Origin of the sequence: Paenibacillus eucommiae (assembly GCF_017874215.1) — a bacterium.
Taxonomy (GTDB): Bacteria; Bacillota; Bacilli; order Paenibacillales; family NBRC-103111; genus Paenibacillus_AI; species Paenibacillus_AI eucommiae.
On record NZ_JAGGLB010000024.1, the window covers coordinates 161,034 to 175,304 of the forward strand.

Sequence of the window (14,271 nt, forward strand, 5' to 3'; positions counted from 1 at the left end):
TTGTTCTCTAGTGTTTTGATGAATATATTAAGTATAAATTAGTTTCCCGGGTACAATTCATGAATTGTGGAGACCAAGTTTTCTGAATTAGTACGGAACACTTGCTTTGAATCCGTCCAGTCCGATTTCAGAAAATACGCAGCATGAAACTGCCATCCCTGATGAGCTGGATTAAATTCCATTTGAATTTCGCGCCCTGGCCTTCCTATGTACACCCTAGAACCTGGCTTACGCCATCTGCCAATTTGCATTCTCATCGCAGACAGCGAGAAATTAGAAGACCCCACAATCAAGAGCCCTTCGCCATTCTCATAATCAAGTAAATAAGCCTTCGGATGAAAAGAGGTTCCGGCACTGCGCCATAATTGCGCTTCTAAGCGGTCATCAATCTCTTTCAGAGCCCGAAGACCATCCGGCTGGGAGACAAACAAGTAGTCCCCAGCAAGCATCCTGACCTCAGCGCCATGATCCAAGGCTCTCTTAAGATGCGGAGCCAACAAGCGGACACCTGAATGCATGACAAAGGAAGTCATAATATAAATACCAGAGGCATTCTGCATCCCAGCAATGAGCTCATCTGCCAGATTCTCTGTAATCAGCTTTACGTTAAGCTTCGTCGACATCGATCAAATACACCCGATCTTCGAAGCCGCCGCTTCTGCTTTTTGGACTCGAATAGCTTCAAGCTGCTCCCAGCTTGCCCCATGGACACCCGCTAAAGCCCGAATAACTTCAAGCATATCCGCTATCTCTTCTAAAGCTTCAAGTCCATCCTTCGCCTGAAAGTACTCTTCGGTCTCTTCCCCGAGTTTTGTTTGTAATTCACTTCTGTACTCTTCGGTACTCAGAACGCGAGTGCGAAACGCTTTGCCGTTTGCCTCAATAATCTGCGGAATCTTATCGCGAACAAGACGTTTTGATTAACGCTGCTATTTTCTCTGTATAGCCCTCGTCAATTTTTGTATTCACATGCTCAATGGAATCCAGATACTGTTTGTATTGTTGATCAAGCTGCGCCGCCCTCTCCTTATTCCGCAGCTTGCAAATAAAACGAAAACCTGATCTTTGAATGTCCATCTTATGGGTTTAATTTTAAGTGCTTTTTGTTTTTCCAGGTACTCTTTCTCTACCATTTCCTTAACGCTGATATTCGTTTCATATTCCGGTCTATTTGTTTCTGCATTTCTCGATATAATTCGGCAAATTATTCCAAAATCCTCTTTTGTATTAGTAAAAAAGAACCAACATCTCTTCTTGAAAGAGAATATCGGTTCCAAATTTCCTGATTCATTCACTTATCATCCGTCCAAATACCCAAGTCAAATAATCCTTCCAGGAAAATATCGAAAAAAATTACCTTTTTTAATGGACAAACCGTAACCAATGCTAGATCCAGATTGTTAATGATAATAATACAAAATTATAACCGAAGGGTGAAGATGTTATGGTACTGAAAAGATTGGTGTTAAGTTTGCTTCTCCTAAGTGTACTCATGGTCGTCTCTGATTTGTCGGCAAAGGCAAATGCTGAATCTGGAGGCGAAACAGAGCCTAAAACTTCCCCTCCTCCCAACAGTTTTCAGCTATTTGGTGTATTTGATACTTATCATTTATATTTGGATAACGGATTTAATACTGCGAAGGATAATGGAAGTCATGTAATAAAAGTGGAAGTAACGACGATAGCATCAAGCACAGTCAATCAAATTGGTGCTAAGTTATACATAGAACAGTGGGACGGGAGCAATTGGAATTTAGTCGGTTCTGTTATTAATCTATCAACAACAAATACTGATGAATACGTCGGCTCTCATTCAAAAACAGTAACAGGTGGATATTATTATAGAGCAAGAACCGTACATTGGATACAGCATGGTGTCTATGAAGACGGAGAGCGTACCGGAGGCTTTGTATATGTAAAATAAAGATTATAAAAGACACGGAATCAACCATCCGTGTCTTTTTTGATTTGATTTGCTAGTTGAATGATTTCCTCTTTATTCAGATCACCGATTATCATGAAATGGACGGCTCTACTTAGGAACTCAATATTGAACCGATTGTCACCGGCCGGAGCAATAAATCCCTCTCCTCCAGCATACAACTTAACACTTTCAACTTCTCCAGTTGAATTATTTCCACCTGAGGAAAGCACCGTGCTGGGCGTTAGTTCAGTAAGGTAGATGTTAAATTTCTTTATATGATCATCCGAAGTATAATTAATTCTAGCTTGAGTAGCGGTCTTCATTTGTTCATCAAAGAATAAAGTTATCTCTTTGATTTGAAATGTATCTAAAGTAGGGAGTGCCGGAAAGGGGAAACTGACTTTCTTCTTTGCTTCTTCGAGTGACACGATTTCTTTTCTCTTTTCGCCTGATATTTCAGAGCCAGCTCCACTCGGATTATCATTTTTTTCATCGGGAGGTGGGCTAGTTTTAGCGGATCTGTCGGTCTGTCCGGTATTCCCAAAAAAGAATCCAACCACACTGTTTTCAACTGCTTTCATTTGCTGAATAAAGGGTGAAAATGCCCTTGAGATAGTGGGACTGCCAGTGATTATTGCCCCCAATAAGACAGAACATGCAACCACTGCAGATACTTGTAATCGTTTATAAAATCGCTTTCGTCTGTTCATATTCTTAGTTATCCTACTGACTTCATCCCAAGAACTTGAGCTATCCGGAGCTGTTTGCAATTGCTTTGCAGCTTCCTCGAATGCCTCATCAAACTGACGGTCGAAATCATCATGTCTCATAAGCTCTCCACATCCCGATTTAAACTCATTTTTTTCTTGACAGCTTCCCTTGCCCGATAGAGTTTCTGTTTTACTATTTCTTCAGTGATGTCCAACTCTTCCGCGATTTCTTTATAGGATAATCCCTTTTTCCATCGCAGTTCAATAAGAATCCGATATTCCTTTTTTACATGATCCAGATATCTTGTTATATCATCAGCCATTATCTTAGCTTCAACAATGCTCTCGACTGATTCGGAGCTAATAATAAAGTTCTCATTAATAAAAACACTTTCTATGTCGAGATGGTTATGGTTTTTTTTATTTTTTCGTAAATAATTATATGTTGTATTTTTGGCAACCACTCTTATCCATGCCTTTAATTTTGTCAGATCTTCACATTCAGGTGTCTTTTTTAACACTTTAATAAATGAGTCTTGGATAATATCCTCTGTCGCCGCATGATCTTTGACCATGAAATAAACGCTCCCGTATAAGAGATTATAGAATTCTCTATAGACTTCTTTCTGTACGGATTCATTTAAGCTGCCAAAATTATTTGATAGAAGTATGATGATCGTATGTCCCATCTGATCCCCTCACTTGAGAAGTAATATAAAATGTAAAGTCTCCAATGTTTACGGTGAGAGGTTGTATTGAAGGGATTTTACATCTAGTATTTATGTGATAATAAGTTCATTGCTTCATGATATGTATAATACTCCCAATATATTGTAACACTTTTTTTGGAAATAATCAGATAAAAAGTATTTCTCCACTACTAATACACAAACGGCCGATAATCCATAGTGGATCTCGGCCGTTTGTGTAACATTTTTAATTAGAAGTTATAAGAGGGGATCGACTCAGAAAACAAAGTCACCTGCCCTACCAGGAGATACTATCTAATGTGTGTCAAAACACCACCATCCATTTCGCAAACGGTATCGCATAGAACCTCTATATCCTCTGCATAATGGGATGACAAAATAATGGTAATCCCTTCTTGGTTTAGTGCCTTGAGCACCTCGCGGATTTCCAAAACTCCCTGCTTGTCCAATCCGTTCATCGGTTCATCAAGAATCAGCAGCTTCGGCTTTTCCATGATCGCTTGGGCAATGCCAAGCCGATGGCGCATACCTAACGAATATTTGCTCACATGCTTTTTGCTTTTGGGGTCAAGCCCGACACGCACCAGTGTATCACGGATTCCATCATCCGATATTTCGCGGCGGATGGAGGCCAACAGCTTCAGATTTTTGAAACCGCTGAGCGAGCCTATGAAGCCGGGATCTTCAATGATGATGCCAATTTCCTGTGCTACAGCAGACTTGACAGGTTGGCCGTCTACCAAAATGCTGCCAGAATTAAGCTTCATGAAACCGCAGATGCATTTGAAAAGCACGGTCTTCCCGGAGCCGTTCCGGCCAATGATCCCATGAATCCGGCCAGTCTCAAATTTGACCGACACACGATTCAGCGCGGTCGTTTCCTTGAAACTTTTTACCGCGTCCGAAACCTCTACCCTATATGTTGCCACATTAATATCTCCTTCCCTGTATATGCATATCTTTTTTGCAAAAGACAAACACAGAAATTATGCTTAACAGCAGTATCGCCCCTAACAGGCAACCCACCGCATAGACCGGCGAGGGCATCGAACCCGTACCGCCCCAATCCAAATAAGACATACTGCTCCAATTGAGCGGCGATACGTAATAAATCACGTTACCAAAGGCGAGCTTTCCGACGAAGATGGAAAAGTACGCGATGACAGTGAATACCCCAGCCGCTACCAGTCCGCTCATTCTCCCGATCACAATATTGAAGCAGAAGATAAGAACTCCGATGAATATAGTTACAAGCCAAAACAACCCGAAGCTAATCAGCGTGGCTTGGATGGCTGAAAATAAGGTCATAACCGGACCGCCGATGACAGCCAAACTGGTAATGCCATACTTAGCCGGGCTGCCTGGGTTGAAAGCAATCGTCTTTAAAACAGCTCCCCAATCCATAGAGAACTGCACGTTCGGGATCAACACAAGAATAGACATCAGCAAAAAAAATGTGGTGTAGACAAAGCCCGCCAATACGATATAGAGAAGCTGTCCCGTTACCCAGTTGCGCCGGCTCGTTCGAATAACCAGGAAGGGTGTGTGACTGTCCATGAACGGGGCATCGCAAAATAGCAACGCCGTAAGACATCCATAAATTGGAAACATGATAGGGGTGGTCAGTAAGTACGGAAATACCCATGGCGATACAGCAACACCTACAGTGGAAGCATAATCCGAAATCCAGGAAAAGACCCAGATCGAAAATGCAATAATGATTGCTGCAAGCGTATAAATACGGGGGGTTACAGGCCACTTACTGAAATTGACCCGAGCGCAAAGCCATATTGTTTTCAGATCAGTCATTCTGCAACCTCCTTCGTATTTGTCCCACTATGCCGTATCCCATCAGCAGGCACAATATCGTAACCGTCCCCAACTTGAACAGTATTGTTGCCTGTGGGGAACCTGCATGGTAAGTTCCTTCAATAATTGTGCCTAGATTCAGATAAAGCGGTAAATCCCAAAATCTGGTCAAGCGATAGAGTGCAAAATAAAGCACTGTAGGGGCTGCTAGTGCTGTGAATCTGTTAGGGATATACGTTGAAATCCACAGCGCCGCTACCGCAAACAAGGCAGAGGATAACGACAAATGTGCAGCAGAGTAGAGAAGGTATCGCACAGGCATACCTGCTTCCAACAAGGGGGCATACGCATCTCCTGTAGTGATTGTGGAAAAGAACGGTAGTTTGATCAGTAAAATAAGCGCATACAAAAGAATGCCAGCAAATGTTGTCAAAGTGCCAGAGAACGCACTCACCACCACCTTGCTCACCGCGTAATTGCGTACGCCTGAGCGCACGAGCCAAAAGCTGGCGGAACCCTCCTCCCATTCCGAGGCAAAGGTGGTCGCAAACGGAATCAGAGGTAAAATCCCTACAACCAAAATCATATTTCCGCCTCCGGTCGTCTTCACCACGGACAAAACATCGGATAGGGGGTTGATCATACCGAAAGAAGTCAGGAACAGCACCAATGTGACGCCGCAGACGCTGGCAAGAAAGCGCGTGGAGAGAATGGCCCGCTTAAAACTTATCACAAGAAGGGAAAATAACGTCTTCATTTGAACATCACCTCATACCGGACAACTTTTCACCTGTTATGGCGTTTACGACATATTGACTATAGTCGTCGTATGGAAACTCCGCTCCGCTTTCAGCATCTTTCCATTTATTAGGCTTGGCAATGCCAAAGACCCATGCGGGAATCAGTTCATTGGTGTCCTTCGCAGGAATGGACACATAAACTAGCTCCGCAGACGTAACCCTCGTCCCTTCATCCAGCAAAAGCTCCTTGTATTCGTCGAACACAACCTGCAATGCATCAGCCACACCGATGAGCGGTTTTTCATCGCCACCCTTCGCAGCCTCAACATCATACAGACCGCTAGCGCGTATATCTGTTACACCATCCTTGGTGTACGTAACATCAATGATTGGAAACTTCATAAGGTTTCCATCGGCGCCAGTTGCTGTTCCTTTCCCCAATTCCCACGAAACGTTGATCACCGGGATGTTGTCTATGAGTTGTCGGAGGTGGAACAGGTAACCTTCATCGTCTTTCGACCAACTGAAATCTTCAGGATCTTCTTGATTACGGTTTTCCTCAATGTACAATGCATAGTGATTCCGTATGGTCTCCAAATCCATGGAGTACGTTTCTGCAACCTCAAGCTTCGGGAGGCCAATTGCATCGAATTGTTTCTCTATAGCCGCAAGTGCATCCGCATATTTAACAAAAGACAAATCCGCAAAGGATGCATAGTCACTTCGTGACAGGCTCCTCTGTAATTGCTCATTCACGCTCGGTGGCCCCACTTCGCCGGATATGACCGATGACAGATCCTCGTCTGGCTTTCCGTTTATATACACTCCGTAGTAAAGGCCCCCATTCACCTCATTTTCGACACCAAAGCTTTTTCCACCATCAAGAACGGTGAGATATTCCGTCAGTGACTCGTCTCCGGTTTGGAACCACGGTCCCACTGCCTGCGGTTTTTTATCGATGATTTCTCTGCGCAGGAGCCCCTTTGCAACCATATCCGGGTCCAATTCCAGAAAGTCCGCTGTATAGGTCTTGGCTAAAGCTACAGATTTGACCTTGGCTGCATCAAACGAGATCGAAAGGTTTTTGGGCAACTTGACGTTTTGCAGATAGGTTACCAAGTCCCTGTTTCCGGATGGCTTTGTATCTGTCTGCGTCTCCTTGCAGGCAGATACGAACATTAGAAGCGTTATGTTGAGCACCAGGATGAGAATTTTTCGCATAATAGTTTTTAGATCTCCTTTCTAAACCGAGAATAGCAAAATGCAGGTGGCGAGTACACCTGCATTGGCATATTGACAATTAGCTGTCTGCTCTCTTTGAAGGTTATGGAGACCAGGTTCCGGCTATATTATAGTCCACAAAATCAAAATTTGACGGATAGCCAGATAAGCATAAAGAAGTACCCATTCCACCGTAACCGGAATTATAGGTTAAACTCCGAGAACCCGATGTAGATATATCAGTAATAATGTTTGTTGCATTCGTTGAAGACCCTGGGGTTGGAGACAAGAAATAACTCGTCGGCGTTGCCGAAGTGCTTGGATTGACATATGCAGCGGCGAGAGTCGTTACCTTCTGGGTGGAAGTGGATTTTAAGCTGCCAACAAATGGAGGTGTAAAATGGAAGCTAAACGAAGCTGCAAATGCCGAAACTGACCCAAAAACAAGGCACAAGACCGCAACAAAACTAATCATGCTAATACGCTTTTTCATAAATGAATTTCCTCCTCATTTGATTTCTAGTCATATTATTAATTAACCTGCCTTAGACTCGCATTAAAACAAGTTAAATATGACGCATCAATTCAAGTTGTACAACTAAAAAGACTTGTGACAGTGAACAATAGTATTCTGTAAAGGTTTCATGCAGTCTATGCTTATTTTTGATAGATTTACTTATATAAACACTTTATACCAGATTTAGGTTACGAATTTTTCCAATTATTTTTTTGATAAAAAAACAGGTTCCTGAATCAACAAAAAGCCGATCTGGAGAAACAGGTCGGCGAGCGAGTTGATATGGACGAGCTTTACATAATGCCAAATCTCCACAATCCCCACTCCAATTTTTTATGTAAAAACAAAAAGCCCCCTATTGAACAAATATGAACGTAGAGTCAACGATGCACTCATCGACCCGCTAAAGATTGATAGCTTTGGCATGACATCCGCCTACACGGACAACTTCATAGAGGCGAGCCCGAGCGGCGTTCAAGTATTTCAAAATAATGAACAGTATGCTGCAGCTCTGGTTCCTGCATTCGAGGGACAGCGGCGAATCGGCAATCCGAAAGCAACGGTCAAGCAGCCGCGAAATGTTGCCTATTTTTTGTTCGAATATTTCAAAGTCAGCCTCTAATAAAAAAAGCTGTTGTCATATAGTGACAACAGCTTTCCTACATTATTGCCTTCGTACGGCCTCAAAAGTAATAATTTGCCCCGCATTAGACGGTTGCTTCTCGTAAACATAATCAGAATAGCATCTAATCTCAGAGAAACCTATATTTTGTAATATAAGTCTAAATTCCTCGATTCCATACCAACGCATTGCAAAACGCTGCAACTCGGTATGAATCAACTTCCCTTGTCTCCACTTCTCATATTTTATATAGGATACAGTAAATTGATTGAGCCAATCCATTTCTATCGATTTGCTTTCCATCGTAATACCATCTCCGTTAGGTAGGGAAAAAGTTGATGTAGTAATCTCTCCCGTTTTCCAACCATTAGGTAATTCAAGGTCAACAATCAAGCGTCCACCTGGAACAAGATGATTATAAAAACATTTCAAGGCTTCTAGAGAGTCTTCTCGCTTTTCTATCAAACAAAAGGAACCAGTAGGAATTATAATCGCCTCATAATTAAATGGCAATGAAAAATCCTGTAATTTACCTTCATATAAATTAGGCTTAAATCCTCTTTCTTCACAACGTTTACGGCAAGAATCCAACATTTCAGGAGAATAGTCAATTCCATCAACTTTATGTCCAGCCTCAAGAAGTGGTATGATAATGCGCCCTGAACCAACTGCGGCTTCAAGAATTCGTCCCTGACAAGTTTTTAACCGTTCTTGGTAATATTCAATATCACCGTTTAAAGAATACCCCACAGGTTTTGTGAAATCATAGACTTCGGTACAAAGTGTACTGTAATAACTAAACATAAATGTTTTCCTCCGTTTTTTTATGTACGGAAGATAATATCTTACATTAACCGTTCCGTACCTCGAATTTTAAGAATGAATAAACAGAACTGACTATCATAGAAAATCACTCACTTTCTTTAATATCTACAGACATTGTATAATGAATAGCTTAATTCAAGCAAGAATACTTTGCACTGTATATCCATTATCTTGTCACTTGTTGAGTAAGCCCTTATGCTATGTTGTGTTAAACTGCCCGTTAGCGTAATGAATTAAGCTCCTTCGCTGCCAAGATATCTTGAAACAGTTTGACGGCATCCGCCTTGGTTTCTTCCCCTAAATCAAAATCATCTCTGATATACACGTTTCGAGCACACTCAATTAGATCCTGAATGTCCCTTTCTAAGCGGTAGTAGGTGAGCGCCTTCTCATCAAACTCTGCGGTTCCGTACCCCTGAAAAAATGCATCGGCATGTGGAGGCCTTACAAAGATGAAATCGCGCTCTTTAGGAGCGAACATCACCTCGTCCCAATCGATTACAAACACGTTCCCAGCCTGATCTCGGATCAAATTAGCTGGGTGCAGATCCGCGTGACATATTACATACGGGATTTTTCTCGATTGGAGCAACCCTGCCAGCTCTTCCAATGAGGCCAACATCGTGTGTATCATCGACCTATGCTCTACCCAAGCAGCACGAAGTGTACGCTCCAAGTTGCTTCCGCCTTCAAAGAGTATATATTGATCCTCAAAGGTTCGTACCCATCGAACGTATTCCGTCGGATCAAAGGTCTCCAGTCCGTAGAAATGGGAGCCACGATGGAAGAAATCCCCTGGTCGTTGAGATAGTGAGGAACAAGATATTGTGGTTCGTATAGAGGTCTAGATGTGACTTTGACCAGATAGGAAGTTCCCTGCTCGCTAACCACATAGTACACTGCAGCGCTGTAATCAAATCCAAGGGGAAGAAAATCAAGCGTGGAGGGTGTCAAATCGTACTGCTCCATTAGACAGGATCGAAGATGCTCCTCAGGAATCCTCGGTGAATTACGCATAGCTACATTTATCCCTTCCTGTATAGTTGAATATAATATATCGTTAAACTATCCTGCCCGTTAGCGTAATAAAAACAAGGAGCAACTGCCGCGGCAAACTGCTCCTTGTTTCGTTCAACTAACATTTCCCGTTAGCGCAATGACATGGTTTTTCTGCAATACGGTTCACGGTAATGTATCCAATTTAATTATTGAATTTGAAAACTTTGTTGAATCCGACATCATGCAGTTCTTTATCTTCTTCGGTAAATTGACAACTTGTATACCGAGATAATGTTTTTCTCCAGAAGTTTATAGTGTTCAAATTATTGTCTGTAGGTGTAGTAAAGAGCATCCATTTTCCTCGATACAAATTGAAAATTTCTCTTACGGCGTATTCAGCTATTCCCTTACCTCTAAATGGTCTTAGAATGAATAATTCGTTTATCATAAAATCGCAATTATCATATAAATATGGTGGCGATGTAACTAATACAAATCCTGCTGGTAATTCATCAACTGTTACTAGGAATGGAAACAGGACCCCCTCTTTTTCCCACCATATATCAAATACAGGTATTTGTTGTTCTAGTGTGTGAAATTTCTCATCGTCCTCAAAAACACCATATTTATTTGGAAGTACTTTCCGTATCCCCGCTAAATCGTGTAAATACAAAGGGTACAAATTATTGATAATAAACTTGTTATTACGTTCACACAATTCAATTGATATATTACTCATGATATTTCCTCCCTAAGAATGCCCACCAAATCATTTCCATAATAAGGTGGAAATAGAGCTGAAACAAGGGACAAAATAATTGTATCTGTTTTGTATTGAGATTCGAACTATCCTGCCCTTTAGTTGAATAGCGGCGGATTTCTAAAGGTGAATCCACCGCTGTTCTGTGCTAAAAAAATTGCCGATAAAGTTCTCTCCGGCGCTCGCCGCCGAGCTGAGCATAGATTTGCGTGGTTGATGCTTTTTCATGCCCCAGCATACCTTGGATGAAATCCAGTGGTGCACCGTTATCAAGTAGTTGGCACGCATAGGTATGTCTAAAGCGATGAGGATATACATTTGCTTCGATTTCTCCCCGATCTGCAAGCCGTTTCAAAGACCATCTGATCGTAGGAATAGCCATTCGTTTAGTGGGATGTGTATCGGTTACGAATAAGGCTTTACAGGAGTCAGCACGGCAATCCAGGTACTTCTTTAACCATACTTTGCACTCCGTCGTAAAGTAAACTTCTCTCTGCTTTGAGCCCCTGCCATTAACTATTGCAGAGCGATTTTCCCAGTTGAGATCCTCGATGTTTATCTTCTCCACTTCACCAACTCGGTAGCCGGTACAGTAGAGAAACTCAAGCAGCGCTCGTTCCCTTAGTGACTGACAAGAGATCTTTAAGTGAATAACATCTTCCTCGATCAAAAACTTAGGAATACGCTTATCCAATTTTGGTTCTCTTAATTTTAGAGAGGGATTTGAATTTAGATACGTCTCTTCATAAGCGTAGCGAAAAAGGGAACGAACAAAACGAATTCGATGCCCTAGGCTGCTAAGCTTTAACCGATCTGCTTGTTTGGCCAAATACTCTTTCAGCATTGTTACAAGAATCGACACGGCTAGCGAGATACTTCTTCAACCACACTTTACACTCGGTTGTAAAGTAAACCTCTCTCTGTTTTGAACCTTTGCCATTTACAATAGCGGAGCAGTTCTCCCAGTTCAGGTCTTCAATGTTTAACTTCTCCACCTCTCCAACCCGGCAGCCGGAACTGTAGAGAAACTCCAGAAGAACCCTTTCCCTCAGGGACTTGCAAGAGATTTTCAAGTGAATGACATCTTCCTCGATCAAAAACTTAGGAATACGCTTGTCCATTTTGGGTTCGCGTAACTTCAAAGAAGGATTTGAGGTTAAGTATGTTTCTTCATAGGCAAAGCGAAAAAGGGAACGAACAAAACGGATGCGATGTCCTAAACTGCTGGGTTTCAATCGATCGTGGAATAAGATGTAGCACCCGAAAAAGCAAAAACCTCGATCGGAGTTATACTTACAGCATGTTAATCCATCATATTAACAATTGCTTTGTTTTCACATGCTTTAGCTAAATCCATTGGTGTCTTCCCCTCTTGATCTGTAGCTTGAATGTTCGCACCATGTTTTAACAGCATTTCAATAGCGGCAACATTTTCTCTCGTAATAGCTCTATGCAGGGCTGTTTGTTTATACTGATTTCTACATTCAAGATTAGCTCCATGATCCAACAAGAATTTTATCCCGATAATGTTATTAAGATCTGCAAAGTTATGTAGCGGAGGGAATGGTTTCTTTTCTTGATTCACATCACAGCCCAACTGTAAAATGCCTTCTAGTAGAGCCTCATCTGTACAATGAAGAGCAATCCCAAAGCCCTTCTTTTTCACCTCATGTTGATAAACCTCCGGAAATACTGAACGAATATAATTCACAATATCACTTGAGTGTCTAAACGCAATTTCAAGAGAGGTTTCAGCCAGAGCACGTTTTCCTACGTTTGCTCCCTTCTCGGCTAATAGTCTAAATGCCTCTAAATTATTGTGTTTACTACAAAACTGCAAAGAAGTGCCACGATATTCAAGAACTTTGTCTAAATCGGATTTTTTCGCGTGGGTTACTAGCTCTTTAATTTTTTCCATGTCATTCATATAACACGCAAATACTAATGTATTCTTAATTTTTTCTGCCTTTAACGATTGCTGTAAGATTTCTTTTCTTTCCTCTCCCTTTGGTTCCAAATCATATCTCTGGTAAATGATTAACTCAAAGACATCCGTATCAAAAAGTTCAGGATTCATATCTTTCACAATGCAATGCTCAACTAACTTACCAGCATCTACTTTGATACAAAGAATGCCCTTCCCTAGCATTAATTCCTTAATTTCGTTAATATACTTATCAAAAAGAGCAATAGTAATTTCTCCATCATATGAAACTTCATTTTCTAAAACAGCAAAATATCCGCTTGTAAACGAATTCTCAGTGCCTAAAATTAAATATGTATACGTTCTTTCACTTAGCATAGGCTCATTGATAATCGTGTCTACTAAATAATCAAGATTGTTCATATTGATTCCTTCATACCTCCACCTGCAAGATCAATATTTTTTAATTTCAATTCTATTTCCTTCTGGATCAATAATTACTCCGATTATCCCCCAATTAAAAGTATGCACATCAACCTTTACTTTTCGTTGTTTAAGTTCTTTCACTGTTTCTTCGAAATAGTCTACTTCAATTCTAATGACCATTGGGTTCTGACTTCTATTCTTCTCGGATGTGCTTAATACTCCGTTATCTTCAATCATCAAATAGCTGTCACCAAAATCAAGTTTTGAAAGGCCTTCTTTTCTTTCTCTTACATTTAGGCCCAGTTTTTCGGTATAGCAGCGCCTATAGAACTTATGGGGGTTAAACTTATTATTTTTTCTATAATTAAAAAAACCTCCGTCCATAAGCGGGTTTGCTATTATCGTACGAGTTGTATATTATATTTGGAAATAATTATCCTTAATTAGGAGTATATTCCGAAAAACGTTCGCCGGTTAGGTCCGATAGACCCAACTTTGTTGAAATCTCTCTTTACTTGTCTGATTTTGAAAATTTAATGGATAGTCGCATAGTAGAAGAATGCAAAAGCCCACAAGAAGGTGGACAAGAAAGAGTACGATCTGCAGCTTGTGAGCGAGGTTTTACAGATAAGCTTCGATATATTTTGCTTATTCATTACATTATCCCTAGACCAAAGGTCACAAAGGCTCTTATTCACAAGTTCCACACGCCCCATAACACTCCCAAAGCTTCCTTACATCTAACTTTTTCGCCGTCACTTATGATAAGGTTCCCCGCAATTAATCTTCAACTAAACTGCCCGTTAGCTTAATCATTAATTTTCATAACAAGTGGGCTCATTTCTTTCAGTGTAGAACGCCCCCACTGACCTACAAACTTACAATAACTATCGGAGTCATGCATTTGTAGGCCACATAGACGATCGTCATGGTCCAAGCTACCTTAGGGAGTGATTGTTGAGCATTTACCATTCATTGAGATGATTACTGATTGATATTTTGCATAATTGCGCTGTAAAGAAAATCTGCTAAATCCTCATTGCCATATTGATTAAAGTAGCTTTTGAATCGTGCATCGAATTTG

The 14,271-nt window shown here is 41.2% G+C and carries 18 protein-coding genes and 1 pseudogene; 2 read left to right on the forward strand and 17 right to left on the reverse strand.

All coding sequences use genetic code 11. From position 1 onward, the window contains the following. Window positions 1-38: 38 nt before the first annotated feature. Window positions 39-623, reverse strand: coding sequence for a phospholipase D-like domain-containing protein (locus tag J2Z66_RS43030; protein ID WP_245375902.1), 585 nt, complete (start codon window positions 621-623; stop codon window positions 39-41). Next, a pseudogene (locus J2Z66_RS28600) lies at window positions 607-896 on the reverse strand (nucleoside triphosphate pyrophosphohydrolase). The gene J2Z66_RS43030 and the pseudogene J2Z66_RS28600 overlap by 17 nt, the downstream one beginning before the upstream one ends. A gap of 548 nt (window positions 897-1,444) precedes the next feature. Here J2Z66_RS28600 and J2Z66_RS28605 point away from each other — a divergent pair. Then, on the forward strand, window positions 1,445-1,924 hold the full coding sequence (locus J2Z66_RS28605; protein WP_209976155.1) for a hypothetical protein: 480 nt from the start codon (window positions 1,445-1,447) through the stop codon (window positions 1,922-1,924). A gap of 20 nt (window positions 1,925-1,944) precedes the next feature. Here J2Z66_RS28605 and J2Z66_RS28610 read toward each other — a convergent pair whose 3' ends face one another. From J2Z66_RS28610 to J2Z66_RS28640, 7 genes are all read right to left on the reverse strand, one after another. Continuing rightward, window positions 1,945-2,754: a hypothetical protein gene (locus J2Z66_RS28610; RefSeq protein ID WP_209976156.1), complete on the reverse strand. Its 810-nt coding sequence runs from the start codon at window positions 2,752-2,754 to the stop codon at window positions 1,945-1,947. Next, entirely contained in the window at window positions 2,751-3,323 is a 573-nt protein-coding gene (locus J2Z66_RS28615) for an RNA polymerase sigma factor (RefSeq protein ID WP_209976157.1), read from the reverse strand. Before J2Z66_RS28615 ends, J2Z66_RS28610 begins: the two co-directional genes overlap by 4 nt. 311 nt (window positions 3,324-3,634) lie before the next feature. Beyond that, entirely contained in the window at window positions 3,635-4,273 is a 639-nt protein-coding gene (locus J2Z66_RS28620) for an ABC transporter ATP-binding protein (protein ID WP_209976158.1), read from the reverse strand. 1 nt (window position 4,274) lies between these two features. Further along, window positions 4,275-5,153, reverse strand: coding sequence for a hypothetical protein (locus J2Z66_RS28625; protein ID WP_209976159.1), 879 nt, complete (start codon window positions 5,151-5,153; stop codon window positions 4,275-4,277). Beyond that, window positions 5,146-5,910 (reverse strand): hypothetical protein, encoded by a 765-nt coding sequence (locus J2Z66_RS28630; protein ID WP_209976160.1) that lies wholly within the window; start codon window positions 5,908-5,910, stop codon window positions 5,146-5,148. Before J2Z66_RS28630 ends, J2Z66_RS28625 begins: the two co-directional genes overlap by 8 nt. A 7-nt stretch (window positions 5,911-5,917) precedes the next feature. Further along, window positions 5,918-7,114, reverse strand: coding sequence for a two-component system regulatory protein YycI (locus J2Z66_RS28635; RefSeq protein ID WP_209976161.1), 1,197 nt, complete (start codon window positions 7,112-7,114; stop codon window positions 5,918-5,920). Between the two features lie 103 nt (window positions 7,115-7,217). Then, window positions 7,218-7,607, reverse strand: a complete 390-nt coding sequence (locus tag J2Z66_RS28640; protein ID WP_209976162.1) for a hypothetical protein — start codon at window positions 7,605-7,607, stop codon at window positions 7,218-7,220. Between the two features lie 382 nt (window positions 7,608-7,989). Here J2Z66_RS28640 and J2Z66_RS28645 point away from each other — a divergent pair, with 382 nt between their 5' ends. Then, window positions 7,990-8,253, forward strand: a complete 264-nt coding sequence (locus J2Z66_RS28645) for a hypothetical protein (protein WP_209976163.1) — start codon at window positions 7,990-7,992, stop codon at window positions 8,251-8,253. 42 nt (window positions 8,254-8,295) lie between these two features. Here J2Z66_RS28645 and J2Z66_RS28650 read toward each other — a convergent pair whose 3' ends face one another. The 8 genes from J2Z66_RS28650 to J2Z66_RS28685 form a co-directional block, all read right to left on the reverse strand. Further along, entirely contained in the window at window positions 8,296-9,057 is a 762-nt protein-coding gene (locus J2Z66_RS28650) for a class I SAM-dependent methyltransferase (RefSeq protein ID WP_209976164.1), read from the reverse strand. 241 nt (window positions 9,058-9,298) lie between these two features. Next, window positions 9,299-9,754, reverse strand: coding sequence for a phosphotransferase family protein (locus J2Z66_RS28655; protein WP_209976165.1), 456 nt, complete (start codon window positions 9,752-9,754; stop codon window positions 9,299-9,301). Next, window positions 9,724-10,095: a hypothetical protein gene (locus J2Z66_RS28660; protein WP_209976166.1), complete on the reverse strand. Its 372-nt coding sequence runs from the start codon at window positions 10,093-10,095 to the stop codon at window positions 9,724-9,726. Before J2Z66_RS28660 ends, J2Z66_RS28655 begins: the two co-directional genes overlap by 31 nt. A 184-nt stretch (window positions 10,096-10,279) precedes the next feature. After that, entirely contained in the window at window positions 10,280-10,816 is a 537-nt protein-coding gene (locus tag J2Z66_RS28665) for a GNAT family N-acetyltransferase (RefSeq protein ID WP_209976167.1), read from the reverse strand. Between the two features lie 169 nt (window positions 10,817-10,985). Beyond that, window positions 10,986-11,531 carry a tyrosine-type recombinase/integrase gene (locus tag J2Z66_RS28670; protein WP_245375904.1) on the reverse strand — a complete coding sequence of 182 codons (546 nt, stop codon included), beginning with the start codon at window positions 11,529-11,531 and terminating at the stop codon, window positions 10,986-10,988. A 103-nt stretch (window positions 11,532-11,634) separates the two neighbouring features. Further along, on the reverse strand, window positions 11,635-11,958 hold the full coding sequence (locus J2Z66_RS28675) for a tyrosine-type recombinase/integrase (protein ID WP_209976168.1): 324 nt from the start codon (window positions 11,956-11,958) through the stop codon (window positions 11,635-11,637). Between the two features lie 182 nt (window positions 11,959-12,140). Then, window positions 12,141-13,184 (reverse strand): ankyrin repeat domain-containing protein, encoded by a 1,044-nt coding sequence (locus tag J2Z66_RS28680; RefSeq protein ID WP_209976169.1) that lies wholly within the window; start codon window positions 13,182-13,184, stop codon window positions 12,141-12,143. A 30-nt stretch (window positions 13,185-13,214) separates the two neighbouring features. Then, on the reverse strand, window positions 13,215-13,571 hold the full coding sequence (locus J2Z66_RS28685; protein WP_209976170.1) for a VOC family protein: 357 nt from the start codon (window positions 13,569-13,571) through the stop codon (window positions 13,215-13,217). Between the last annotated feature and the right edge of the window lie 700 nt (window positions 13,572-14,271).

Excerpts from the sequence above, each read along its gene's own strand:
- J2Z66_RS43030 (WP_245375902.1), bottom strand. The coding sequence starts at position 623 with ATGTCGACGAAGCTTAACGTAAAGCTGATTACAGAGAATCTGGCAGAT.
- J2Z66_RS28605 (WP_209976155.1), top strand. The coding sequence starts at position 1,445 with ATGGTACTGAAAAGATTGGTGTTAAGTTTGCTTCTCCTAAGTGTACTC.
- J2Z66_RS28610 (WP_209976156.1), bottom strand. The coding sequence starts at position 2,754 with ATGAGACATGATGATTTCGACCGTCAGTTTGATGAGGCATTCGAGGAA.
- J2Z66_RS28615 (WP_209976157.1), bottom strand. The coding sequence starts at position 3,323 with ATGGGACATACGATCATCATACTTCTATCAAATAATTTTGGCAGCTTA.
- J2Z66_RS28625 (WP_209976159.1), bottom strand. The coding sequence starts at position 5,153 with ATGACTGATCTGAAAACAATATGGCTTTGCGCTCGGGTCAATTTCAGT.
- J2Z66_RS28630 (WP_209976160.1), bottom strand. The coding sequence starts at position 5,910 with ATGAAGACGTTATTTTCCCTTCTTGTGATAAGTTTTAAGCGGGCCATT.
- J2Z66_RS28635 (WP_209976161.1), bottom strand. The coding sequence starts at position 7,114 with ATGCGAAAAATTCTCATCCTGGTGCTCAACATAACGCTTCTAATGTTC.
- J2Z66_RS28640 (WP_209976162.1), bottom strand. The coding sequence starts at position 7,607 with ATGAAAAAGCGTATTAGCATGATTAGTTTTGTTGCGGTCTTGTGCCTT.
- J2Z66_RS28650 (WP_209976164.1), bottom strand. The coding sequence starts at position 9,057 with ATGTTTAGTTATTACAGTACACTTTGTACCGAAGTCTATGATTTCACA.
- J2Z66_RS28660 (WP_209976166.1), bottom strand. The coding sequence starts at position 10,095 with ATGCGTAATTCACCGAGGATTCCTGAGGAGCATCTTCGATCCTGTCTA.
- J2Z66_RS28665 (WP_209976167.1), bottom strand. The coding sequence starts at position 10,816 with ATGAGTAATATATCAATTGAATTGTGTGAACGTAATAACAAGTTTATT.
- J2Z66_RS28675 (WP_209976168.1), bottom strand. The coding sequence starts at position 11,958 with ATGGACAAGCGTATTCCTAAGTTTTTGATCGAGGAAGATGTCATTCAC.
- J2Z66_RS28680 (WP_209976169.1), bottom strand. The coding sequence starts at position 13,184 with ATGAACAATCTTGATTATTTAGTAGACACGATTATCAATGAGCCTATG.
- J2Z66_RS28685 (WP_209976170.1), bottom strand. The coding sequence starts at position 13,571 with ATGGACGGAGGTTTTTTTAATTATAGAAAAAATAATAAGTTTAACCCC.